This is a genomic window from Priestia koreensis (genome assembly GCF_001274935.1).
Taxonomy (GTDB): domain Bacteria; phylum Bacillota; class Bacilli; order Bacillales; family Bacillaceae_H; genus Bacillus_AG; species Bacillus_AG koreensis.
Genome location: NZ_LILC01000002.1, coordinates 90,663 through 114,842 on the forward strand (window position 1 = coordinate 90,663; position 24,180 = coordinate 114,842).

21 protein-coding genes are annotated in these 24,180 nt (G+C 40.5%); 20 read left to right on the plus strand and 1 reads right to left on the minus strand.

The genetic code is table 11. From position 1 onward, the window contains the following. Positions 1-104 precede the first annotated feature (104 nt). The 10 genes from argC to clpB all read left to right on the plus strand — a co-directional run bounded on the left by argC (position 105) and on the right by clpB (position 13,371). The gene (gene argC / locus AMD01_RS00475) at positions 105-1,139 is read left to right on the plus strand and encodes an N-acetyl-gamma-glutamyl-phosphate reductase (RefSeq protein WP_053400078.1); all 1,035 of its coding nucleotides are present in this window, start codon (positions 105-107) and stop codon (positions 1,137-1,139) included. A 25-nt stretch (positions 1,140-1,164) separates the two neighbouring features. Next, complete coding sequence (gene argJ / locus AMD01_RS00480) at positions 1,165-2,391, plus strand: bifunctional ornithine acetyltransferase/N-acetylglutamate synthase (protein WP_053399425.1); 1,227 nt, start codon at positions 1,165-1,167, stop codon at positions 2,389-2,391. Between the two features lie 30 nt (positions 2,392-2,421). Beyond that, the gene (gene argB, locus AMD01_RS00485) at positions 2,422-3,198 is read left to right on the plus strand and encodes an acetylglutamate kinase (RefSeq protein WP_053400079.1); all 777 of its coding nucleotides are present in this window, start codon (positions 2,422-2,424) and stop codon (positions 3,196-3,198) included. Then, positions 3,195-4,349 carry an acetylornithine transaminase gene (locus AMD01_RS00490; RefSeq protein WP_053399426.1) on the plus strand — a complete coding sequence of 385 codons (1,155 nt, stop codon included), beginning with the start codon at positions 3,195-3,197 and terminating at the stop codon, positions 4,347-4,349. The genes argB and AMD01_RS00490 overlap by 4 nt, the downstream gene beginning before the upstream one ends. A gap of 72 nt (positions 4,350-4,421) precedes the next feature. Then, positions 4,422-5,501 (plus strand): carbamoyl phosphate synthase small subunit, encoded by a 1,080-nt coding sequence (locus AMD01_RS00495; protein WP_053399427.1) that lies wholly within the window; start codon positions 4,422-4,424, stop codon positions 5,499-5,501. Beyond that, positions 5,494-8,619: a carbamoyl-phosphate synthase (glutamine-hydrolyzing) large subunit gene (locus AMD01_RS00500; protein ID WP_053399428.1), complete on the plus strand. Its 3,126-nt coding sequence runs from the start codon at positions 5,494-5,496 to the stop codon at positions 8,617-8,619. The genes AMD01_RS00495 and AMD01_RS00500 overlap by 8 nt, the downstream gene beginning before the upstream one ends. After that, positions 8,616-9,575, plus strand: a complete 960-nt coding sequence (gene argF, locus AMD01_RS00505) for an ornithine carbamoyltransferase (RefSeq protein WP_053400080.1) — start codon at positions 8,616-8,618, stop codon at positions 9,573-9,575. The genes AMD01_RS00500 and argF overlap by 4 nt, the downstream gene beginning before the upstream one ends. 159 nt (positions 9,576-9,734) lie before the next feature. Continuing rightward, positions 9,735-10,379: an SDR family oxidoreductase gene (locus tag AMD01_RS00510; RefSeq protein ID WP_053399429.1), complete on the plus strand. Its 645-nt coding sequence runs from the start codon at positions 9,735-9,737 to the stop codon at positions 10,377-10,379. An 85-nt stretch (positions 10,380-10,464) separates the two neighbouring features. Beyond that, positions 10,465-10,644: a YjzC family protein gene (locus AMD01_RS00515; protein WP_053399430.1), complete on the plus strand. Its 180-nt coding sequence runs from the start codon at positions 10,465-10,467 to the stop codon at positions 10,642-10,644. Positions 10,645-10,770: 126 nt separating this feature from the next. Then, entirely contained in the window at positions 10,771-13,371 is a 2,601-nt protein-coding gene (gene clpB, locus AMD01_RS00520) for an ATP-dependent chaperone ClpB (protein ID WP_053399431.1), read from the plus strand. A 37-nt stretch (positions 13,372-13,408) separates the two neighbouring features. Here the strand turns inward: clpB and AMD01_RS00525 are convergent, their stop codons facing one another. Next, the gene (locus AMD01_RS00525; protein WP_285846669.1) at positions 13,409-13,642 is read right to left on the minus strand and encodes a YjzD family protein; all 234 of its coding nucleotides are present in this window, start codon (positions 13,640-13,642) and stop codon (positions 13,409-13,411) included. A 241-nt stretch (positions 13,643-13,883) separates the two neighbouring features. Here AMD01_RS00525 and AMD01_RS00530 point away from each other — a divergent pair, with 241 nt between their 5' ends. The 10 genes from AMD01_RS00530 (at position 13,884) to opp4A (ending at position 24,171) form a co-directional block, all read left to right on the plus strand. Then, a complete protein-coding gene (locus tag AMD01_RS00530; RefSeq protein WP_053399432.1) occupies positions 13,884-14,621 on the plus strand; it encodes an alpha/beta hydrolase family protein in 738 nt (245 codons plus the stop codon). 73 nt (positions 14,622-14,694) lie between these two features. Further along, on the plus strand, positions 14,695-15,588 hold the full coding sequence (locus AMD01_RS00535; RefSeq protein WP_053399433.1) for an NAD-dependent epimerase/dehydratase family protein: 894 nt from the start codon (positions 14,695-14,697) through the stop codon (positions 15,586-15,588). A gap of 111 nt (positions 15,589-15,699) precedes the next feature. Then, complete coding sequence (locus AMD01_RS00540) at positions 15,700-16,662, plus strand: BMP family ABC transporter substrate-binding protein (protein ID WP_053399434.1); 963 nt, start codon at positions 15,700-15,702, stop codon at positions 16,660-16,662. Positions 16,663-16,672: 10 nt separating this feature from the next. Next, positions 16,673-16,867 (plus strand): ComZ family protein, encoded by a 195-nt coding sequence (locus AMD01_RS00545; protein WP_053399435.1) that lies wholly within the window; start codon positions 16,673-16,675, stop codon positions 16,865-16,867. A 227-nt stretch (positions 16,868-17,094) separates the two neighbouring features. Then, the gene (locus tag AMD01_RS00550) at positions 17,095-18,027 is read left to right on the plus strand and encodes a beta-ketoacyl-ACP synthase III (protein WP_053399436.1); all 933 of its coding nucleotides are present in this window, start codon (positions 17,095-17,097) and stop codon (positions 18,025-18,027) included. Between the two features lie 43 nt (positions 18,028-18,070). Further along, the gene (fabF, locus tag AMD01_RS00555) at positions 18,071-19,309 is read left to right on the plus strand and encodes a beta-ketoacyl-ACP synthase II (protein ID WP_053399437.1); all 1,239 of its coding nucleotides are present in this window, start codon (positions 18,071-18,073) and stop codon (positions 19,307-19,309) included. A 122-nt stretch (positions 19,310-19,431) separates the two neighbouring features. After that, positions 19,432-20,220, plus strand: a complete 789-nt coding sequence (locus AMD01_RS00560; protein WP_053399438.1) for a DUF2268 domain-containing putative Zn-dependent protease — start codon at positions 19,432-19,434, stop codon at positions 20,218-20,220. A 145-nt stretch (positions 20,221-20,365) separates the two neighbouring features. Further along, a complete protein-coding gene (locus tag AMD01_RS00565) occupies positions 20,366-21,391 on the plus strand; it encodes an ABC transporter ATP-binding protein (RefSeq protein ID WP_157052565.1) in 1,026 nt (341 codons plus the stop codon). Next, positions 21,391-22,365, plus strand: a complete 975-nt coding sequence (locus AMD01_RS00570) for an ABC transporter ATP-binding protein (protein WP_053399439.1) — start codon at positions 21,391-21,393, stop codon at positions 22,363-22,365. Before AMD01_RS00565 ends, AMD01_RS00570 begins: the two co-directional genes overlap by 1 nt. An 84-nt stretch (positions 22,366-22,449) precedes the next feature. Then, positions 22,450-24,171 (plus strand): oligopeptide ABC transporter substrate-binding protein, encoded by a 1,722-nt coding sequence (gene opp4A, locus AMD01_RS00575; protein WP_053399440.1) that lies wholly within the window; start codon positions 22,450-22,452, stop codon positions 24,169-24,171. Positions 24,172-24,180 lie beyond the last annotated feature (9 nt).

The window sequence follows — 24,180 nt, forward strand, 5'->3', positions numbered from 1 at the left end:
TCTTTAAATATTCATTTGATTTTATTTTTATACAGTATTATAATGAGTAATAATTTCAAAGAGAAAAACAAAGGAGCAGGGTAATGAATAGCATGGAGAAAAAAATCAACGTCGGAATTATTGGTGCAACTGGATACGGTGGAGTTGAATTGATTCGCCTGTTGGAAAATCATCCCGCTTTTCACGTGAAAGAAGTGTACTCCTCTTCCCAAGAAGGAGAAGAATTATCGAATAGTTATCCACATTTGGTGCATAAAAATTTAGTTTTAAAATCAATTGACCCGATCGAAATAAAAAAAGAGGTCGATCTTGTTTTTGCTTCTACGCCGTCTGGAGTATCTAGTAAACTCATTCCAAGCCTAATTGACGCTGGAATAAAAGTAGTGGATTTGTCCGGTGATTTTCGTTTAAAAGATAAATCGCTATATGAAAAGTGGTACAAAAAAGAAGGAGCAGACGCAGATTATTTGTCCAAAGCAACGTACGGATTAAGCGAATGGTTTCAAGAAGATATTCAAAACAGCGACTTTGTCTCAAATCCTGGCTGCTATTCTACTGCTACTCTATTAGGTCTCGCACCGCTCATGGTAGAAGGAATCATCGATGAGTCGTCCATTATTGTTGACGGCAAGTCTGGGGTGTCAGGGGCAGGACGTTCACATTCACCGCTTACCCATTTTTCAGAGATGAATGAGAACTTAAAAATCTACAAGGTGAACGAGCATCAGCACATTCCTGAAATTGAGCAAACGTTAAGCTGTTGGAGTGGTCAGGTTAAGCCGATTACGTTCAGCACTCACTTGGTGCCAATGACGAGAGGGATTATGACAACGATCTATGCGACGATAAAAGAAGATTGCGAGACGGAACATATACATAAAAAATTTACGAAACATTATGAAGATTGCAAGTTTGTAAGAGTAAGAGAAAAAGGAACATTCCCATTTACAAAAGATGTAGTAGGTTCCAATTACTGCGATATTGGGATTTCTTATGACGAGAGAACAAGGCGAATTACCGTTGTCTCTGTTATTGATAATTTAGTGAAGGGGGCTTCCGGTCAGGCTATCCAAAACGCAAACTTAATGATGGGACTTGAAGAAGACGCGGGGTTAAAAATTGTACCCATTTATCCATAAACGCGATAGGAGAGGAGAACGAACGATGTTACAAACGAAACAGCCTGTAACGGTTGAAAAAGTACTTGAAGGAGGTATTACAAGCCCAAAAGGATTTTTAGCAGGAGGAACACATGCAGGTCTTCGCTATGCGAAAAAAGATGTCGGAATGATTGTCAGCGAAGTTCCTGCTGCTTGTGCAGCGGTATACACACAAAGCCTTTTTCAAGCGGCCCCCTTAACGGTAACGAAAGAGAGCGTCTCAGTTGAACAAAAAATCCAGGCTGTGATTGTAAACAGCGCATGTGCGAATGCATGCACGGGTGAACAGGGGTTAAAGGACGCCTATGAGATGAGAGCGAAAACAGCAGAAAAGCTCTCGATTGAGGAGAACCTTGTCGCAGTTGCTTCTACAGGAGTTATTGGTGAGCTACTTCCGATGGATAAAATTCGATTAGGGATTGCTGCTTTAGAACCAAGCGAGTTAGGTGCTGAAGACTTTCAAACCGCGATTTTAACAACGGATATCGTAATGAAAAAAGCATGCTACGAAACGACAGTGGACGGTCAGAAAATTACGATTGGTGGAGCGTCCAAAGGATCAGGAATGATTCATCCAAATATGGCAACGATGCTTGGTTTTGTCACAACAGATGCAAATATCGACTCTAATTTGTTACAGGAAGCGTTAAAATCCATTACAAATCAAACATTCAATCAAATTACGGTAGATGGTGATACGTCAACAAATGATATGGTGCTCGTAATGGCGAACGGTTTAGCTGGCAACGTCCCTCTAACACCAGATCATCCGGAATGGGATAATTTTTACGAAGCCTTAAAGCGTACGTGTGAAGATTTAGCGAAAGAGATTGCAAGAGATGGTGAAGGGGCGACAAAGCTCATTGAGGTTCAGGTGAAAGGCGCTTCCTCAAAGGAAGAGGCAAACATTATTGCTAAACAAATTGTTGGTTCAAACCTTGTGAAAACGGCTGTCTACGGAAACGATGCGAACTGGGGGCGTATTATTGGGGCGATTGGCTATAGCGGTGTAGAAGTGGACGTCAGCAATGTGGACGTGAGCATCGGATCCATTCACATGCTTATAGGAAGCCAGCCAAAAACATTTAGCGAAGAAGAAGCAACGGCTTATTTAAAACAAGACGAAGTAGTCATTTACGTTGATCTTCATCAAGGAGACGGAGTTGGAACAGCATGGGGCTGTGACTTAACCTATGATTACGTGAAGATTAATGCGAGCTACCGCACGTAAGGAGAGGATGACGTGAAAGCAAAAGAAGTGATGGTCGTTAAATGTGGCGGAAGTATTATAAATCAGCTAACACCAAATTTTTTTAAAAGTTTACAAGAGTTAAAGAACAACGGTTACGATGTTGTTCTTGTCCACGGCGGCGGGCCAGATATTCAGCATGTGCTGTCAGCGTTAAATATCCAAAGTGAGTTTGTGAATGGGATGCGGAAAACCTCCAAGGAAGTGCTCCAAGTAGTACAGATGGTTCTATCGGGAAAGGTTAACAAAAATCTTGTCATGATGCTCCAAAAAGAACAAATTTCTTCAGTTGGCTTATCAGGATGTGACGGGAACTTGTTAGAAGCAAAAGCCATTGATGTCGCCTCCTTTGGGTATGTAGGGGAAGTAACAAAAGTAAATCAGTCACTATTAAAATCGTTGTTAGACGGCGGGTATATGCCGGTCATTTCTTCGCTTGGAATCGATCCTAACGGAGACTGTTTAAATATTAACGCGGATTTAGCAGCAGGCGCTGTAGCAAAAGCGCTTCATGCAAAGCAGCTCTTGTTCGTAACAGACGTGCCAGGAATTCTGAATAACGATACGTTGATTCAAAACACAACACCAGATGAAATAAATGATTTAATTGATGAAGGAATTATTTCAGGAGGAATGATTCCAAAGGTAAAAGCTGCACTGTCTGCTTTATCAGAGACGCTCCATCAAGTGCATATTATCAGTGGAACAGAATCATTTGTGACAGACGATGGTGACGTAAAAGGAACTAGTATTACGAATAATCAAATGAACGGAGTGATGAACCTATGACGCATTTATTTCCGACGTATCAGCGTTTTGATATTGAAATAAAAGAAGCATCGGGAACGGTTGTAACAGATAGTCAAGGGAACACATATTTAGATTTTATTTCCGGTATTGCCGTATGTAACCTCGGTCATCGTCACCCTGCCGTGCAAAAATCAATTGAGGAACAGCTTCAAAAAGTATGGCACTTATCAAATTTATTTCCGCTATCTCTTCAAGAGGAAGTTGCCTCGCAGTTAGTAAAGCATTCAAGTGGTGATGCCGTATTTTTCTGCAACAGCGGCGCTGAGGCAAATGAAGCGGCGATCAAAATGGCGAGAAAATACACGAACAAGCAAAAAATTATTACCTTTAAGCAGTCTTTCCATGGGAGAACGTTTGCGACAATGTCAGCTACTGGGCAAGAAAAGATTCAAGCTGGATTTGGTCCATTATTACCTGAGTTTATCTACCTTCCTTATAATGATATGAAAGCTCTTCAAGAAGCGATGGATGATTCTGTGGCAGCAATTATGGTAGAAGTTATTCAAGGAGAAGGTGGCGTCGTTCCAGCTGAGGCAGCGTTTTTACAGGAGATTCAAAATTTGTGCAAACAGTCTGATACACTTTTTATCGTAGATGAGGTACAAACAGGAATTGGACGTACCGGAAAAGCCTTTGCTTATCAGCATCATAATCTTTCCCCAGATATTATCACTGCAGCAAAGGGACTTGGAAGCGGGCTACCCGTAGGAGCGATGATCGGAAAGGCAAAATTAATTGATACCTTTGGTCCAGGATCACACGGAACAACGTTTGGTGGAAATCCTATTTCACTTGCAAGTGCAAAAGCTACGCTAGCCATTATTTTTGATGATGTATTTTTGCAGGACGTTGAGAAAAAAGGTAGCTACTTTATTCATAAACTCGAAAAGGTTGTAGAAGGGTATGCGTTTGTTACTGCTATTCGTGGAAATGGTTTAATGATTGGAATGGAATGCGGGGAGCAGCAGGCACTTATTATCGAAAAGCTTCGAGAAAAAGGATTGTTAACACTTCCAGCAGGGCCAACGGTCGTTCGTTTACTACCGCCATTAACGGTTACATACGAAGAGATTGATGACGCGCTATCAATTATGAAGGAAGTACTAGAAGAAGTTGCACTGCCTGTCTAACCAGGTTATTTTTTAAAACAAAAATGAATAAAAATACTTTAATATAAATAAAAATTCAAAGAGGGATGCATAATGAACGGATATTTGAAGTTGGAAAACGGTGAAACATTCGAAGGGATTTTAGAAGAAACGTCAACGTTGAAGGACATAACAGGCGAGGTTGTATTTTTTACAGGAATGACCGGCTATCAAGAAGTGTTAACAGATCCTTCATACAAAAATCAGTTTATTGTTTTTACGTATCCGCTAATCGGAAACTACGGCATTAATGAACATGACTATGAAAGTAAACAGCCTCATGTAGCAGGTGTCATCGTATATGAATGCTCAGAAGCAGGTCATCATTATGAAGCAACTTATAGCCTTCAGCAATACTTGAAAAAATGGAACATTCCACTAATTACGCATGTTGATACACGAGCACTTGTGAAAAAAATTCGGAATGAAGGAACGATGCAGGCGATCTTATCATCTGAAAAAGAAACGTCACATTTTAACACACAGCCACAAGATAAGCTGGTCGTTCAAGAAGTATCAACAGCGGTGCCGACTACTTACGGAGAAGGAAACAAACATATCGTTTTATTCGATTTCGGCTACAAGCGCTCCATTTTAGAAGAGCTGCTAAAGCAAAATTGCAAAGTAACGGTCGTGCCATACGGAACAACAACAGAAGAAATCAAACAGCTTTCCCCAGACGGAATTGTTCTTTCAAATGGACCAGGGGATCCGATGCAAATGCAGTTTCATATGAGCACAATAAAAAAGGTGATTGAAACATATCCAACGCTTGGAATTTGCTTAGGTCATCAGCTCATTGGGCTAGCGTTTGGAGCACAAACGAAAAAGCTTTCCTTTGGCCATCGCGGTGCGAATCAGCCGGTTATAGATTTAGATACGAAAAAAGTATGCATGACCTCACAAAATCATAGCTATGTCGTCGATGAAACAAGCTTAGCGAAAACGAAGCTGAAGGTAAGATTTAAAAACGTAAATGATCAGTCTATTGAAGGACTGAAACATGAGAGTCTGCCTGTCGTATCTGTTCAATTTCATCCAGAAGCTCATCCAGGACCAAGTGATAGCAACTACATTTTTGAAGAGTTTTTAACAACAGTGAACGAAGTAGGGAGAGAGAAACTATATGCCTAAAGATACATCCATTCAAAAAATATTAGTCGTAGGATCTGGCCCCATTATTATCGGTCAGGCAGCAGAGTTTGATTATTCAGGAACACAAGCTTGTTTGTCATTAAAGGAAGAGGGTTATGAGGTCGTTTTAGTGAACAACAACCCAGCGACGATTATGACAGATGATCATATTGCAGATGAAATTTACTTCGAGCCGTTAACCGTTGATAGCTTAGAAAAAATTATGATAAAAGAAAAACCAGACGGAATGCTTGCAACGCTTGGAGGGCAAACAGGTCTAAATTTAGCATTGGATCTGCATGAGCAAGGAATTTTAAAGAAGCACGGCGTGAGACTTCTCGGTACACCCATTGAATCCATTAAAAAAGGAGAAAGCAGAAACGAGTTTCGCTCACTAATGAAGGAACTGAATGAACCTGTACCGGAGAGTGAAGTTGTGACACAAATTGACGAAGCGCTTGCTTTTGCAGAGCAAGTTGGTTTCCCTGTTATTGTTCGTCCAGCCTATACGCTTGGAGGAACAGGCGGTGGGATTGCTTCAAACGTAGAAGAGCTTCAAACACTTGCAGCATCAGGTCTAAGAGAAAGTGCAATTCATGAATGTTTAATTGAAAAAAGCATTGCGGGTTTTAAAGAGGTTGAATATGAGGTGATGCGCGATCAAAATGACACGTGCATTACGATTTGTAACATGGAAAACATCGATCCTGTTGGTATTCATACAGGGGATTCAATCGTCGTAGCACCGTCTCAAACGCTAACAGACGTCGAGTACCAGATGCTCCGCTCCGCTTCCATTAAAATTATTTCTGAATTAGGAATCATCGGTGGTTGCAATATTCAATTTGCATTAGATCCCGCAAGTAAACAGTATTATCTCATTGAGGTCAACCCTCGTGTCAGTCGTTCGTCTGCTCTTGCATCAAAAGCAACCGGCTACCCTATTGCTAAAATTGCTGCAAAGCTTTCAGTAGGCTATACGCTAGATGAGCTGCTGAATCCAGTAACGGGCGATACATATGCAAGCTTTGAGCCGTCACTTGATTACGTAGTCGTTAAAATTCCAAAATGGCCGTTTGATAAATTTGCATCCGCCAATCGTATGCTCGGTACACAAATGAAGGCAACAGGAGAAGTTATGGCGATTGATCGTACGTTTGAACGCAGTCTGCAAAAAGCGGTCTCTTCACTAGAAGTGGATGCGCAAGGTTTAGAGCTAGCGTCGTTAAAATCGTTTTCGAATGAAGCGCTAATTGAAAAAATGCTCAAGCAAGATGATGAACGATTGTTTGTCGTACTAGAACTCATTCGCCGTGGTTACACGACTTCGTTTATTCATGAACAAACGAAGATTGATTTATTTTACTTAACGTATTTTGAAAAGCTTGTTGCACTTGAAAGTGGATTAAAAGCTTCTTCTCTACAAGAGATGGAGCATACCAAGCTTCAACGCATAAAAGAAAAAGGCTTTACCGATTCATATTTAGCCTCCATTTGGGATGTGAATGAGTTAGACGTACGTGCAAAGCGAAAGGAAATGGGCGTTGTACCTAGCTATAAGATGGTAGACACATGTGCAGCAGAATTTGCTTCATCTACAGCTTATTTTTACTCTAGCTATTTCGGTGAAAGCGAGCTGATCTCGTCGTCGAAAAAGAAAATTGCGGTTATTGGTTCTGGCCCAATTCGTATTGGTCAAGGAGTCGAATTTGATTATAGCTCCGTACACGGTGTATTAGAGCTTCAAAAACAGGGGTACGAAACCATTTTAATTAACAATAATCCTGAAACGGTAAGTACCGATTTCGAGATCGCGGATCGTCTATATTTCGAGCCGCTAACGCTGGAAGATGTATTAAACGTATTAGAAGCAGAGTCTGTAACGGACGTCATCGTTCAATACGGTGGTCAGACGGCAATTTCACTTGTCGACGGGCTAACAGAGGCTGGTATTCACATTTTAGGGGTTTCAAAAGAGATGATTGATGCACTTGAAGATCGCGCTCTTTTCTATCAGCTATTAGATGAACTACATGTTCCACATATTCCAGGAGAAATGGCTCTAAGTGAAGAGGATCTGCTGCAGAAAGCAGAAAAGATTGGCTACCCGTTGTTAATTCGTCCGTCTTACGTAATCGGAGGGAGAGGAATGGTGGCACTTCACAACGAGGATGAGCTGCTTTCACACGTCAAGCAAATTCAGGCCAAGCACTATCCCATTTTAATTGACGCGTACCTTCCTGTAAAAGAAGTGGAGATCGATCTTGTCGCAGACGGAGAGAATGTTCTCATTCCAACGATTGTCGAGCATGTCGAAAAAGCAGGTGTTCACTCTGGTGATAGCTATGCCTACTTACCGGCGCATTCGCTTTCAGAAAATGTGAAAGAAACGATTTGTGAGTATGCACAAAAAATAGTGAAAAAGCTTGCCTACAAAGGAGTTATGAACATTCAGTACGTAGTAGATGGTGAACAAGTGTATGTGCTTGAAGTAAATCCACGTGCTAGTCGTACGGTTCCAGTAGTAAGTAAAGTAACCGGAATTCCGCTTGTTTCCTTTGCGACTCAATTATTACTCGGGAAATTATTGCCGGATTTGCATGAAAAAACAGGCTTACTGTCGGAAATTCCTTATCAAGTCGTGAAATTCCCTGTATTCTCGACGTCAAAATTAGCTGGAGTAGATCCGGTTGTAGGACCAGAAATGAAATCAACCGGCGAAGGAATTGCGATTGCTTCTACGATTGAAGAAGCCGCGAAAAAAGCGTTTCATGCTTATGTGAGTAAGAATGCTGAGGCAAACGAAGTGTTTATTGATGGTGCCGAAGATGAAGGTTGGGAAAGCTTTTTATCCGAACATGGGTTAAAAGTGATCAGAGATGAAGATGTAGAAGAGTGGGCGAAAAAGAAAGAATCCTTGCTGTTTGTAAGCTTGGCACAAGGTGAACAAGCGAAGGGGAATCGATTCGCAGCGTTAAAACACGGTGTGTTAGTGATGACAGAAAAAGAAACGGTCGAGCTTTTTGCGAAAGGTAAAAAGCAGGATGCATATGATGTTCAATCGTTACAGCAATGGATGAAAGTAAATTCAAAGGAAAAGGAAGTGCAGCCTTCATGAACGCATTATCAGTTGCTTCAAGTACGTTTAATCTAAAGGGAAAAGACTTTTTAACGCTTTTGGACTTTTCAAGTGATGAAATTTTCTATTTATTAAATCAAGCAGTGAAATTAAAAGAAGCACATTTGAGTGGGAAAAATCCTAAAAGTCTTGAGGGTAAAACGCTAGGGATGATTTTTGAAAAGTCGTCGACACGTACCCGCGTCTCGTTTGAAGCAGGGATGCTTCAGCTTGGCGGTCATCCTCTGTTCTTAAGCAGCAAAGACTTGCAGCTTGGTCGCGGGGAAACAATTGCAGATACAGCAAAGGTATTATCTCAATTCATTGACTGCATCATGATTCGTACGTTTGAACATGAAAAAGTAGAAGAATTAGCAAAGCACGCCTCAATTCCCGTTATTAATGGGTTAACGGACGACTTCCATCCGTGCCAGGCGCTAGCAGATCTTCTCACCATTTATGAACATAAACAGAGCTTTTCAAATCTAAAGGTTGCCTACATTGGAGATGGAAATAATGTTGCTCATTCGTTAATGATCGGCTGTGCAAAAATGGGGGTTGATTTTGCGCTTGCCTGTCCAGATGGCTATAAGCCAAAGTCGTGGATTGTTGAAAAGGCACAGGAAATTGCGAAGGAAATGCAGTCCTCTATCGTCATTACCGATAACCCAATTCAAGCAGCAAAGGATGCGGATGCGCTCTATGGGGACGTGTGGACGAGTATGGGTCAAGAAGAAGAATCAAAAGCTCGATTAGAAACGTTTGCTTCTTATCAAATCAATAAAGAGCTCGTATCGTATGCGAAGGATGATTATCTTTTCTTACACTGTTTGCCAGCTCATCGCGGCGAGGAAGTGACAGCAGAAATCATTGATGGACCAAACTCTGTCGTATTTCAACAAGCCGGAAATCGTATGCATGTGCAAAAAGCATTGCTACAGGCAATTCTTGGCTAAAAAGGCGAATACTTTCGCCTTTTTTTTTGTGTCATATTAAATAAACTCGGGAGAAAATCACCTTTTATGTGAGCATATTCTTTTGTTTAAATCCACTTGAATGGGGAATACGAAGAACAGACACAGAACAGATACTCTAAAAAAGAAAGGTGATTTTTCATGAAAGTATTAGTTGTAGGAGCAAATGGAACAACAGGGAAGCAAGTAGTGGAACTTTTAAGTAAGTCAAACGAGCATCAGCCGGTGGCAATGCTTCGCGACAAAAAGCAGGCGCCTGATTTTGAACGTTTAGGATCTCACACTGTAATTGCCGATCTTGAAGGTGATGTATCGAAAGCTGTAGAAGGCGTAGATGCGATTATTTTTGCCGCAGGCTCAGGCGGAAATACAGGCGATGACAAAACCATTGCCGTTGACCAAAATGGTGCGATTAACGTTATTAACGAAGCGCAAAAACAAAACGTTAAACGTTTTGTTATGCTGAGTTCTGTTGGAACTGATAACCCAGCAGCGGGACCAGACGGGCTACAAGTGTACCTTCAGGCAAAAGCTGTAGCAGATCAACATTTAGAAAACTCCAATCTTCACTACACAATTGTCCGCCCAGGCTCGTTAACGAACGATGCTCCAAGCGGCAAAATTGAATTAGCAACAATGATTGCTGATAAAGAGGGAAGAACGATCGCACGTGCAGACGTGGCAAATGTGCTTGTTAGTGCATTAACGATCGAAGATACGGTTGGAAAGAAATTTGAAATTTTAACGGGTGATACGGATATCGAGCGTGCTCTGCAATTTGCCTGATTGAATTCCAGTATCCTCCTTTACTAAGAACGGGTAGAGGAGAAGATACTAATGGTGAAGCTTACTTTTAAAAGGAGGCGTCACAATGGGACAAAATCGACACTTTACTCCAGGCCAAAAAGCACCCAATAATGGGATGTATATTGAAATTGGAGAAACAGGCAGCAACGTCAATAACCCGAAGAAAATGAAGCTAAAAGCGGGAGATCGTTTTCCAGAGACATCAAATGATGATCGTCACTGGACATACGCGCGCAAACCATAAAAGAAAGCCATCCAATTAGGGTGGCTTTCCCTATGTCTGTAGGGCTTTCAGGTGCATTAGCATCGTGTAGTCAGCTATAATAAAAACAAATAAATGTATGTTGAAAGGAACAAGGAGGTTTGTGAAATGGATGTTAATAAAATGACGCAAAATCTACAAAAGGCAATGATGGATGCTCAATCAGTTGCAACCAATCATAATCACCAGGAAATTGATGTTATTCATTTGCTGATCGCACTACTTGAACAAAGTGAAGGGCTTATGCCTCGGGTTCTTCAAAAGCTAGAGATTTCTGTTGACTCGTTTACAAAAGACTTACATAATGTGCTCTCTAAAAAACCTGTTGTCACAGGTTCAGGTACAGAGGTAGGGAAGATTTACGTTACGAACAAGCTACAAAAGGTATTGGTTGGAGCGGAACAAGAAGCAAAAGATATGAAGGATGAATATGTTTCGGTTGAACATGTTTTACTTGCTGTAGTTAAAGCTCCTTTTGCTGATTTAGAACCGGTGTTTAAAAAGCATCACCTTACAGAAGCTACTTTAAAAGGAGTGATTCAGTCTATACGTGGAAATCAGCGTATTACTAATCAAAATCCAGAAGGTACGTATGAGGCGTTAGAAAAGTATGGACGCGATCTTGTAGCAGAAGTAAGAGCAGGAAAACTAGATCCTGTGATTGGACGAGATGGTGAAATTCGCCGTGTAATTCGTATTTTATCTCGTAAAACGAAAAATAATCCTGTCCTGATTGGGGAGCCAGGTGTTGGAAAAACGGCCATCGTTGAGGGTTTAGCACATCGTATTGTACGTAAAGACGTACCGGAGGGATTGAAGGATAAAACAATCTTTTCACTCGATATGGGATCACTAGTAGCCGGTGCTAAATTTCGTGGTGAATTTGAAGAGCGTCTAAAAGCTGTTTTGCAAGAAGTCAAAAAAAGTGAAGGGCGTATTCTGCTTTTTATTGATGAACTACACACTATTGTAGGTGCGGGACGAACAGACGGAGCCATGGACGCCGGAAACTTGCTGAAACCAATGCTTGCAAGAGGAGAGTTGCATTGTATAGGTGCTACAACTCTTGATGAGTACCGTCAGTACATTGAAAAAGACCCAGCGCTTGAACGTCGTTTTCAGCAGGTACTCGTGAATGAACCAACAGTCGAAGATACCATTTCCATTCTTCGCGGACTAAAAGAGCGTTTTGAAATTCATCATGGGGTGAATATTCATGACCGAGCGTTAGTTGCTGCTGCTACGATGTCTGATCGCTATATCTCGGATCGATTTTTACCAGACAAAGCCATTGATTTAATTGATGAAGCTTGTGCGACCATTCGAACAGAGATTGATTCCATGCCATCTGAGCTTGATGAGGTAACGCGCCGAATGATGCAACTTCAAATTGAAGAGGCGGCTCTTGACAAAGAAACAGATGCTGCGAGTAAGGATCGCTTAGAAGCGGTTAGGAAAGAAATTTCTAATTTACAAGAAGATCTAGACGTAATGAAACTTCAGTGGGAACAAGAGAAAGGCGCGATTCAATCCCTGCAAGAAGTGCGAGAGCGTTTAGAAAAGGCCAAGAGAGAATTATCGGAGGCAGAGGATCGCTATGATCTCAATAAAGCAGCCGAGTTGCGTCATGGTACGATTCCTATGCTTGAGAAAGAACTAACAGAGTTTGAACAAAAGATGAATCAAAATCAATCAGAAAGTCGACTTCTCCGTGAGGATGTGACAGAAGAGGAAATTGCTGATATCGTGTCACGATGGACGAATATCCCTCTTACAAAACTCGTTGAAGGAGAGCGTGAAAAGCTGTTAAAGCTAGAATCTATTTTACAAGAGAGAGTGATTGGACAGCCAGAAGCTATTTCATTGGTGACAGATGCGGTTCTTCGTGCTCGTGCGGGGATTAAAGATCCGAATCGACCAATCGGCTCGTTTATCTTTCTTGGACCTACAGGAGTCGGAAAAACGGAGCTTGCCAAAACGCTCGCTCATTCGTTATTTGACAGTGAAGATCAAATGATTCGAATTGATATGTCTGAGTATATGGAGAAGCATGCTGTTTCTAGACTCATTGGTGCTCCTCCTGGATATGTCGGGTATGAAGAAGGTGGACAGCTAACAGAAGCTGTTCGGAGAAAACCATACTCTGTTATCTTGCTAGATGAAATTGAGAAAGCTCACCCGGAAGTATTTAACGTACTGCTTCAAGTGTTAGATGACGGGCGCGTCACTGATTCAAAAGGAAAGCTCGTTGATTTTAAAAATACGGTCATTATTATGACGTCAAATATTGGGTCTCAATATTTACTCGGAGGCGTAGATGATCAAGGGGAAATTAAAGAGGAAGCGAAGGATCAAGTACTTTCCCAGCTTCGCCAGCATTTTCGCCCTGAGTTTTTAAATCGTGTGGATGATGTCATTTTATTTAAGCCGTTGAGTCTAAATGAAATGACAGGAATTATTGATAAGCTTCTTGTTTCCTTAGAGAAACGCTTATCAGATCGTCATATTACGCTTACGTTAACGGACGAAGCGAAAGCGTTTATCGCAAAGTCAGGGTTTGATCCTGTATACGGTGCGCGTCCGCTAAAACGGTTTATGCAAAAGTATCTTGAAACGAAAATTGCTCGCGCGTTAATTGCAGGAGAAGTGGTTGAACACGATCACGTTACGTTTGAGGTCGAAAACGACGAGCTAGTTCTCAAAAAATAATCAAAATAAAAACGAGCTCATCCGTGAGCTCGTTTTATTAATGCTTTTCAGCAGGTTCGTTTGGAATCCCAGCTTCTCCTAGGATAACGATAAACACAGTGAACACTACCGCAAAAATGGAAGCGGTTGTAAAAGTTTCCGAAGTATAACTTGCACCAGACATCGCTCCGATTACGTAAGCAGCCATATGTGTTAGTAGAAACGACCAAACTAACGTCCAAATGATACGCACAAAAATCACCTCGTTATGTAGAAGTTTTTCTAGATCCATCTTAGCATATACGCTACTAATAATAAATGTTATTTCCTGAAAATTGAATGCTTGTTCATAGATTGTCAAAAAATAGACTTATTTTTGGAAGAAAGACATTTATCGCAGACAGAAATCTGTTGGCGAAAGGAAAAGGAAAGAGAATTTTTTTATATTGAAATAGGCATTCATCTCGCGCCTTTTTTATGCTCGTTCATATGATGATGAGTAACTAAGATTGTTTTTAGCACGGAGGCCCGTTATGATTACTCAACGTTTCTTTAATCTCGATAATCAATGGTGTGTTGTTCATATACCTAACAAGCCAAATGGTTTTGGGGTATTAGTGTTAGGGGATCGCGATCATTTTGTTGAAGGATCGACTAGCTTATGGATTCAGCACAGAGGCAGATGGAACTTACTTCAACTGCTTTTAGATCACGGCTATACGATCTTTTACGCTCATTTATATGGGAGAAATTGGGGTAGTTCGAAAGCTTATCGGTTGGCGAAGCAGCTTTATCATCTAGTTATGAAGCAAGAAACGTTAAATAAGCGCGTTCATATTTTAGCGGAAGGAATGGGGGCGCTGTTGGCCCTTCAGCTCATGGAAAGAGAACCTCATCTATTTCGATCAACCGCCTTTTTAAATCCATGCATTGACTTTCAAGCGCATATCGAACACGAAAAGAATTATAAATTCTTCTATAAGCAACTCATGAAAGAAATTAGAAGTGCGTATGAAATAAATGAAAAACAAGTTGATGAGGTTATTGCCAGCTCGTTGAAGGTTCAAGATCTTACAGCAACCGTTCCTGCTAGCATATGGGCTACAACGAACGACGCTCATCATTTCCCCCTATTTCACAGTAAACTCTATGAGGAACAGCGAAAAAAAATGAACTCGCCGATACGACTATCCCTTCATATTGCTGAAAAGAAGTATTTGTTTCACCACTCCTTGCTTCATTTTTACCGAAAGAATGAATTAGTGCTATAAATTCGCCCCTTTGATTATACATATCATAGGGGCATTATTTTGGCCGAATTAGATAGGGAGGAAGGGACAAAACATGGAGAATGTCGTAATTTACGGAGTGAATCGTTTTGTTGGATTTCAACTGTGCTGTTATTACCTTGAACAAGGAGTTAATGTTGTTGGATATACGCATCCGGCCCACGAAGAGGAAGATACGCTTCAAGAAGAGATGCTTTTATATCTAGGAAGGAACGCTAACTTTTCTTGTGAAGAGATGAGTGGAAATTTAGACGTAACCCATATTCATGAACAAACGTTAGCGGTGTTCTTTTGTTTTTTCGATGGCGGCGATTTTTATCATCGAAGCTTGGTTAAAACTAGAATAAGAGATGTTCATCAATGGCTAATGAGGGCGTTGAATCATTGTGTTGAAAAAGGAACAAAAACGATTTTCGTTTCGTCACTCGCTGTATTTAATAAGCAACAGCAGAAAATTACAGAGGAAACAAAGCCAAATCCAGTCACGGCAGAAGGAAAGGTATATTATCATTTAGAGAAAGTATTTCAAGAACATACAAGCGAGTTATCCTCCGCCGTTGTCTTTCGCTTTCCTTCATTGTATGGTCCGTGGCAGCCAGTTTCAGCAGCTTATCAAAACGCCATTGTGCATAAAAAAAAGGAAGTGAATTCAATAAAAGAGGATACTCGTAACCTTCTTTACATTGAAGATGCAGTTGAAGCGATTCGTTTATGTGTGGAAAAGAACGAGATAAGTGGGATCTTACATGTCGTATCAAATGAAGAGAACGCATGGCGAGTAGGGGCTGAAGCTTTGCAATTGAAAAATGAGGTGCAAAAAACGAATAATCCGTTTGTGTCTACAAAGGTAAAAAACGAACTAGGATTTCGTCCTAAGGTACAGGTGACAAAGGGAGTTCAAAATCAGTTAAATCATTCCCGTCAGCTGTTTGCACACGAAATTTTCTAAAAGAAAAAAATTCATGTACAACATGAAAATGGCACGGTAAAATGGATGATGAAGAAAATGAGAGCTTTTGATCATAAATAGAAGCGCTTGTGTAAAAAAAGGTGTGGCGGTATGAAAAGACCACTAAGTATAGGATGCATAATCGTGCTTGTCCTCTTTTTAGCTAGCTGTGGACAACCTAAGGATGGGCAGCTAAAAAGTGTTGGCTTATTAGTTCCAGAGACAATCAATGATCAAGTATGGGGAACAAATGGCTATAAAGGAATGTTAAAAATACAGTCCACGTATAATCGCGACGTTTTTTATAAAGAACATACAGATTCTGAAAGAGCCGTAAAGCAGGCGGTAAAGGAATTTTCAAAGCAAGGTGTTAACCTGATCTTTGGTCATGGAGAAGAGTATGCATCTTATTTCAATAAGCTTGGCAAACAATACCCAGATATTCATTTTGTGTCATTTAACGGCAAGGCCAAAGGTGACAACGTAACAACGGTGAACTTCAAAGGAAAAGCGATGGGCTTTTTCGGAGGCATGGTTGCAGGGAAAATGACAAAGTCAAAGAAGGTAGGAGTCATTGCTGCTTACGATTGGCAGCCTGAGGTGAAAGGCTTTTTGGATGGAGTAAAGTTTCAACAGCCAAACGCTAAGGTTGAGATGAAGGTCGTCAAAAGCTGGGATGACAAAAAAACGGCGCGACAGTATGCAGATGAAATGATTAAATCAGGAGTAGATGTTGTCTATCCTGCTGGAGATGGATTTAATGTTTCCATCATTGAGAAGCTAAGAGAAAAGGGCATATATGCCATTGGCTATGTAGCAGATCAATCCGACTTAGGACAGAATACGGTTCTGACGAGTACGGTTCAGCATGTGGATACGCTGTATGAACTCGTAGCGAAAGACTATGATAAGGGGACGCTAAAGACCGGAAATTTGATGTATGATTTTGATAATAAGGTCATTTCCCTAGGTAAATTTAGCCCGCTCGTGGACAAAGCCTATCAAGAGGAAATTCGGCATTATATAAACGAGTATAAAAAAACAGGAAAATTACCTGATCAACAACAGAAATAAAGGAGTTTACATGATGGAACAAAACATTCAATTTTTACAAATCGCAATGAAGTACTTACCAGAAGCAAAGCAATTACTAGATGAATCAGGGATTGAGCTGAGCATGGACAAGCTTCAACCGATTATGGAGTTGTTTAATAAAGTAATGGCTGACGCTTACGAATTAGGAAAGCAAGACGCTTTACAAGAGGGCAACAACAAGTGATGACGGAGCAGCTAGCTAACCTAGCTGCTTTTTTATTACGAATTCAACGATCTTTTCGTGATTCTTTCCTAGACAAAGCAAGAGAAATTTCGTAAAATTAGTACCAAGTACTAATAATTGATTATAACTCTGTGACTCCTTTTTAAGGGTTTATCTTTAACGATTACATGAACGAATAGAGTTTTTATGAAAAATTTCACCGCTAAGCGGGTAAGGGAGTGTTCAATATGAATGCTGGAATTAAAGGGATCGGACGCTATTTACCAGAGAAAGTTTTAACAAATGCAGATTTGGAAAAAATGGTGGATACGTCTGATGAGTGGATTCGTACTCGTACAGGAATAGAAGAGAGACGTGTCGCAGACGACAATACAGATACGTCTGATATGGCGTACGAAGCATCGTTAAAAGCGATTGCAGATGCGGGCATCGCTCCAGAAGATATTGATTTAATCATGGTTGCAACCGTAACACCAGATCAACCATTTCCTTCTGTTGCATGTATGATCCAAGAGCGTTTAGGAGCTAAAAAAGCCGCAGCATTCGATTTGAGTGCGGCTTGTGCAGGATTTATGTACGGATTAGTGATGGCAAAACAATTTATTGAAAGTGATACGTATCAAAATGTCCTTGTAGTAGGGGTAGAAAAGCTTTCTAAAATTACGGACTGGGATGATCGTAACACAGCTGTTTTATTCGGTGACGGAGCAGGCGCAGCCGTCCTAAGTAAAGTATCCGAAGGACACGGTATTTTATCCTTTGAACTAGGTGCGGATGGAACAGGTGCAAAGCATCTTTATCAAGATGAGCATATTATCATGAATGGCCGTGAAGTATTTAAATTTGCCGTTCGTCAAATGGGTGAATCGGCAGTTAACGTCATCGAAAAAGCAAACTTAACAAAAGAAGACGTTGATTTCTTGATCCCTCACCAAGCAAACATTCGTATCATGGAGGCTGCACGTCAACGTCTAGACCTTCCAGATGATAAAATGTCTAAAACAGTGAAAAAATACGGAAATACATCAGCAGCTTCAATTCCAATTTCTATCGTTGAGGAATTAGAAAATGGTAAGATAAAAGACGGTGATTTAATCGTGATGGTCGGCTTTGGCGGTGGCTTAACGTGGGGAGCTATTGCTTTACGCTGGGGAAAATAATGTCATAATAAAAACGTTGTTGCATATTAAAGGAGATGAAAGCATGGAGAAAAGACGTGTAGTAGTAACAGGTTTGGGCGCAGTCACGCCAATTGGAAATGATGTAGAAACAAGCTGGAAGAATGCAATCGAAGGTGTTTCAGGAGTTCGTACCATGACACGCCTTGATCCTGATAACTATACAGCAAAAGTATCAGCTGAGTTAAAGGACTTTAACGTAGAAGATTATATAGATAAACGTGAAGCAAGAAAAATGGATCGTTTTACACAGTATGCGGTAGTAGCTTCTAAAATGGCAGTTCAAGACGCTAAATTAGAGATTACGGATGAAATTGCACCTCGTGTTGGTGTTTGGATCGGATCTGGTATTGGTGGTATGGAAACGTTTGAAAACCAATACGAAACGTTTTTAGAAAAAGGCGCTCGTCGTGTGAGTCCATTCTTCGTACCAATGATGATTCCTGATATGGCTGCTGGTCAAGTATCGATTATGCTTGGTGCAAAAGGAATTAACTCTTGTACCGTAACAGCTTGTGCAACAGGGACAAACTCAATCGGAGACGCATTTAAAGTAATTCAGCGTGGAGATGCGGATGTAATGGTAACAGGTGGAACAGAAGCACCGATCACGAAATTATCTGTGGCTGGTTTCTGTGCAAACAAAGCTCTTTCAACAAATCCAGACCCAGAAACAGCGTGTCGTCCATTCGATCAAAACCGTGACGGCTTTATTATCGGAGAAGGTGCAGGAATTGTGATCCTTGAGGATTTAGAGCATGCATTAGCGCGCGGAGCGAAAATTTATGCTGAAATCGTTGGATATGGTGCAACAGGTGATGCTCATCACGTAACAGCTCCAGCTCCGGGCGGTGAAGGCGGCGTTCGTGCAATGCGTCAAGCGATTAACGATGCTGGTCTTCAACCAGAAGACATTGATTACATTAATGCCCATGGTACAAGCACCGATTATAACGATAAGTTTGAAACGATGGCAATCAAAGAAGTGTTTGGGGAGTACGCACAAAAGGTAGCGATCAGCTCAACAAAATCAATGACTGGTCACTTACTAGGTGCAGCGGGTGGTGTGGAAGCGATCTTCAGTGTCAAAGCTATTGAAGATAGCATGATTCCACCGACAATTAACTACGTAACGCCAGACCCTGAATGTGATCTTGATTATGTTCCAAACAAAGCCCGTAAGCAAGAAGTGAAAGCCGTATTAAGTAACTCTTTAGGCTTTGGTGGCCACAACGCTACGATTGTCTTTAAAAAATACGAATAATAAATGTTCAAAAGAGGTGAACTCCTTAAGAGGAGTTCACCTCTTTTTTGTGTGAACGGTGACAAAATAGCGTCTCTCTCTCATAAGATAATAAAAATGTTTGGAGAGGTGGTTGATCGAAAATGGCAGTCATGCAAACCGATCATTGGATGGAGGAAGGAATCGAGAACGCTTCTGTTGTTTTTAAAAACTTGAAGCCGTATTTTTCAGGGCTTTCAATAAAAGAGATTCAAGGTCTCTTAAGTAGTCATGGAATGTACCAACCTGGAAAAGAACTTGCTCAGACGATTAAAGACCTTACGGAGAAAAAGCGTCTGTGGAAAGCGGTACAAAGACAATACGAAGAATTAAAAAAAGAATGGAGAGGCCCTGATATACCTATTTTTCTCTTTTTAAGCAACTCGCATAATCGTCGTCTTCAGCATGAGTATAATGGTCGTTCGGGTATTGCGTTTGATGATAAATTGTTTCTGTTTTTATCGCCAGATACGATGCTGAAAGAAGTGCTAGCTGTTTTAACACACGAGTATCATCACGTATGTCGAATACAGCAACTCAAAATAAAAGAAGAGAATACCACGTTGTTAGATAGCATTATGATGGAGGGGCTTGCTGAATATGCGGTAAAGGAATACTGCGGCGATGAATATTTGGCACCTTGGACTAAATATTATTCAAAAGAGAAAGCAAAATCTCATTGGGATTCACTTCTCAAGCCACATGAAACGCTACGAAGAACGGAACGAAAACATGATGATTTATTATTAGGAAGAAAATGGTACCCGAACATGCTAGGGTATAATACCGGGTTTCATATTGCGGTGAATTGCGGTACTCAACCAGCCATGACGACTAAAAAAATGCTGACTATGACGGCTGAGGAAATTTTATCATGTTCCTCATTTTCTTAAACGGAAGCCTTTTTCGCCCTATGATTTATTTTTTGAATAATGGTATAATTTAGAATAAGAGGATATAATATGGGAGAAAATTAAGCGTATCTTCTTTAGTATGCCTTTTTTTTCTGTGTTAAAGGTAGATTCGTAGAGGTGGAGAATGAAAGAAACATTACCATATATGAACGACAAATCGTTGCTAGAAGTGAAAAATTTAGAGAGTAGTTTTGAAATTAACGGTCGCTATTACAATGCCGTTGATAACGTAACCTTTGAAGTAAAGCAGAAGCAAGTGGTAGGAATTGTTGGGGAATCTGGATGTGGAAAAAGCGCGCTTTCTTTGTCCATTATGGGTCTGCTACCAAAAGGAAAAAGCAAAATAAAAAAGGAGTATATTTTGTTTCAAGGATCGGACCTTCATATCGAAAACGATCAAGAAATGCAAAAGATACGCGGAAACAAAATATCAATGATTTTTCAGGAACCAATGACTTCCCTTAACCCTACACTTACAATCGGTTATCAACTTCAAGAAATTTTATTGCATCATGAGCGTTTTTCTAAAGTAGAAGCCATGAGAGAAAGCATATCTCTTCTTAAAAAAGTAGGCATTTCTCACGCTGAGCGGATTGTTTTAGAATATCCTCATCAATTATCTGGAGGAATGCGCCAGCGCGTTATGATCGCGATGGCAATTGCCTGTAAGCCGAATTTGCTCATAGCTGATGAACCAACTACCGCTTTAGATGTAACTGTTCAGGCTCAAGTATTACAGCTATTAAAAGAGTTACAAAATGAGCATGATATGTCCATTATTATGATTACACATGATTTAGGAGTTGTAGCTGAAATGTGTGATGAGGTTATCGTGATGTATGCAGGGAAAATTATTGAGCGAGCAGACGTGGACACGCTCTTTTATCACGCCAAGCATCCTTACACAAAAGCATTGATCAACTCCATTCCAAAAATAGACGAAGAACTTGAACGACTGAACACAATCGATGGTATTGTTCCATCCCTTAGTCAAATTAAACGAATAGGTTGTCCATTTGCAGATCGATGCCCGCAGGCGTTTGAAAAATGCAAAGAGGTAACACCGCGATTAGTGAAGGGTGAGACTGATCACGAGGTAGCATGTTTCCTATACGAAAGAAGTTATGAAGGGGTGAAGGTACAATTGTGATGAAAGAAGAACCAATGTTATTAGAGGTTCGTAATTTAAAAACCTACTATTCAACAAAAAAGGGTCTTTTTAAAAAAGAACAGAGAGCGGTAAAAGCGGTAGACGGGATAAGCTTTTTTATCCGAAAAGGGGAAACGTTAGGTCTTGTTGGCGAATCTGGATGCGGAAAGTCAACAACAGGTCGCACGATTTTACGCTTAGTTGATTCAACATCAGGATCAATTATATTCAATGGAAAAGATATTACCCATTTAAATGGTGCGTCTCTTCGGAAATATCGCCGCGATTTGCAATTAATTTTTCAGGACCCTTATGCATCGTTAAACCCTGTACATATGGTGGGGGATATTATTGCAGCACCTTTGCGTAATTATCAACGTCTTCCAAGTAAGGAAATTAGGAAGGAAGTCATGATGCTACTTAAAAAGGTTGGATTACCTGAAGATGCGTATCATAAGTACCCCCATGAGTTTTCCGGTGGTCAACGGCAACGAATTGGCATTGCGAGAGCACTTGCTCTTCGTCCGAAATTAATTGTTGCAGATGAACCGGTCTCTGCCCTTGACGTATCTGTACAATCACAAGTCTTAAATTTATTAAAAGAGTTGCAAGAGGAGTTTGACCTCACTTATCTCTTCATTGCTCATGATTTGAGTGTTGTAAAACACATGAGTGATCGAATTGGCGTCATGTATGTAGGGAATTTAGTGGAAATGGCAAGTAAGAATGATCTTTATGAACAACCTCTTCATCCATATACACAGGCACTAATGTCAGCAATTCCAGATCCAGACCCTCGAAAGAAAAAGGAGAGAATTATTTTACAAGGAGATGTCCCAAATCCGGTTAATCCTCCAAAGGGATGTGCGTTTCATCCTCGCTGTATTCATGCGATGCCACAGTGTCTAGAGGAGAAGCCATTACTTCAAGAAGTAAAAAAAGAGCACTACGTGGCATGTCATCTATACAAATAATCAGCCTCTATTTCCTAGAGATGTAATCAATTATTTAAAGACAGAAAAAAAGGAAAATAACAGATAAAATACGGGGGAATTTTGATGAAAAAGGCTTTGCTTACTCTTCTTACCCTCATGCTTTTGTGTATTAGCTCTTTAGCGGCATGTAGTGAGAAGGAAGAGAAGTCTGATAGAAAACTAGAGAATACGCAATTAAGTCTTCCAAAAAAAGCACCTCAAACAGGTGGAAGTATAACAGTGGCGCTGTCACGAGAGCCTGAAGGAATATTTGAGCCAGCATTCTCAACAAGTATTGAGGATGACGATGTTCAATCCTTTACAACTGAATCTATGTATCAAATTACCAATGATTTAAAATACGTTCCTAACTTAGCTACATGGGATATTAGCAACGATAAAAAAACATATACGTTTCACCTCCATAAAGGAGTGAAATGGCATAATGGTACGGAGCTTACGATGGAGGACTGGAAATATTCACTTGAAGTTCTTGCAAACGCCCAGTATACAGGTCCTTACTTTGAGCATGTAAGTCTCATTAAAGGTGCAAAAGAATACCATGACGGGAAAAGCAATCACATAGAAGGTCTTCGAATTATTGATCCATACACAATGAAAATTACGTTTAATGATGTACATACGACGAACTTGGAGAAATTATGGCCAGTTCCGATGCCGAAGAAGGTGTATCAATCTATTCCAATTCATAAGTTATTTAATTCAGATCCTGTGCGTCGTCATCCAATTGGATTAGGTCCTTTTCAAGTGACCAATATGTCACAGGACGGAGAGATAGAGCTTGAATTTTTCCCTAACTATTGGAAAGGCAGGGCACTGCTCGACAAAGTCACATTAAAAGTAGTGAATACGCCTTCTATGGAGAGGGATTTTAAAAAGGGATCACTTGATTTAGCAAGTATTGATGCAGCTTCTATGAATCAATTAGAACGCTTACAAAATATTCGTATTAGTAAAATACGCGGAAGCATTTATTCGTATATCGGACTGCGGTTTGGACATAGAGACAATCAGCGAGATAAAAATGTCGATGACTTAGAAAAGTTCAAAAATAAAAAGCTTCGCGAGGCGCTCATGTATGCCTTAAATCGCTCAAAAATGATTGATGACTTTTTGGATGGACAAGCTAGGGTAACCAATAGCGTACTTCCTTCCACATCATGGCTTTCTTTAGCACCAAAAGAGTTTATTCCGTACGAGTATAATCCAAAAAAAGCGAAAAAATTATTGGCTGAAGCTGGTTACATTGACCGTAACGATGACGGATTTGTCGAGGATCCGAGCGGTCAGGAATTTCAAATTTCCTTTGGGCATTATGCAGGTTCTGCTTTGTTTGAAAGTCGCGCAAAAGCAATCATTCAAGCATGGAAGGACATTGGAATTCGGACTCAGCTCTCAACAGGCTCATTAATTGAATTTAATTTATACAATGACATGAAGGAAAAAGATGATCCTACTCTTGAAGCCTTTATTGGTTCATGGTATATCGGAGCGGACCTAGATCCACTTCCGCTGTGGGGCTCAAATGCGGCTTGGAATTATGGACGCTATAAAAATGAAAAATCCGATCAGCTGTTAGAAGAGGGGATAGGTGAAAAAGCATTCGATGATGCCTATCGAAAAAATGTGTATCGAGAGTGGCAAAAATTATTTAATGAAGAGCTGCCTATTTTACCACTGTGGGAAAAAACAGATTTATTCGCCATTAGCAATCGATTGCAGCATGTAGAGATTAATAGCCTGACTCCTTTTAATCACGTTGAAAAGTGGAGCGTGACAAAATAAAGGGCATTT

Coding starts and splice junctions, on each gene's coding strand:
- argJ (WP_053399425.1), top strand. CDS start 1,165: ATGTTACAAACGAAACAGCCTGTAACGGTTGAAAAAGTACTTGAAGGA.
- argB (WP_053400079.1), top strand. CDS start 2,422: ATGGTCGTTAAATGTGGCGGAAGTATTATAAATCAGCTAACACCAAAT.
- AMD01_RS00490 (WP_053399426.1), top strand. CDS start 3,195: ATGACGCATTTATTTCCGACGTATCAGCGTTTTGATATTGAAATAAAA.
- AMD01_RS00495 (WP_053399427.1), top strand. CDS start 4,422: ATGAACGGATATTTGAAGTTGGAAAACGGTGAAACATTCGAAGGGATT.
- AMD01_RS00500 (WP_053399428.1), top strand. CDS start 5,494: ATGCCTAAAGATACATCCATTCAAAAAATATTAGTCGTAGGATCTGGC.
- argF (WP_053400080.1), top strand. CDS start 8,616: ATGAACGCATTATCAGTTGCTTCAAGTACGTTTAATCTAAAGGGAAAA.
- AMD01_RS00510 (WP_053399429.1), top strand. CDS start 9,735: ATGAAAGTATTAGTTGTAGGAGCAAATGGAACAACAGGGAAGCAAGTA.
- AMD01_RS00515 (WP_053399430.1), top strand. CDS start 10,465: ATGGGACAAAATCGACACTTTACTCCAGGCCAAAAAGCACCCAATAAT.
- clpB (WP_053399431.1), top strand. CDS start 10,771: ATGGATGTTAATAAAATGACGCAAAATCTACAAAAGGCAATGATGGAT.
- AMD01_RS00525 (WP_285846669.1), bottom strand. CDS start 13,642: ATGGATCTAGAAAAACTTCTACATAACGAGGTGATTTTTGTGCGTATC.
- AMD01_RS00530 (WP_053399432.1), top strand. CDS start 13,884: ATGATTACTCAACGTTTCTTTAATCTCGATAATCAATGGTGTGTTGTT.
- AMD01_RS00535 (WP_053399433.1), top strand. CDS start 14,695: ATGGAGAATGTCGTAATTTACGGAGTGAATCGTTTTGTTGGATTTCAA.
- AMD01_RS00540 (WP_053399434.1), top strand. CDS start 15,700: ATGAAAAGACCACTAAGTATAGGATGCATAATCGTGCTTGTCCTCTTT.
- AMD01_RS00545 (WP_053399435.1), top strand. CDS start 16,673: ATGATGGAACAAAACATTCAATTTTTACAAATCGCAATGAAGTACTTA.
- AMD01_RS00550 (WP_053399436.1), top strand. CDS start 17,095: ATGAATGCTGGAATTAAAGGGATCGGACGCTATTTACCAGAGAAAGTT.
- fabF (WP_053399437.1), top strand. CDS start 18,071: ATGGAGAAAAGACGTGTAGTAGTAACAGGTTTGGGCGCAGTCACGCCA.
- AMD01_RS00560 (WP_053399438.1), top strand. CDS start 19,432: ATGGCAGTCATGCAAACCGATCATTGGATGGAGGAAGGAATCGAGAAC.
- AMD01_RS00565 (WP_157052565.1), top strand. CDS start 20,366: ATGAAAGAAACATTACCATATATGAACGACAAATCGTTGCTAGAAGTG.
- AMD01_RS00570 (WP_053399439.1), top strand. CDS start 21,391: ATGAAAGAAGAACCAATGTTATTAGAGGTTCGTAATTTAAAAACCTAC.
- opp4A (WP_053399440.1), top strand. CDS start 22,450: ATGAAAAAGGCTTTGCTTACTCTTCTTACCCTCATGCTTTTGTGTATT.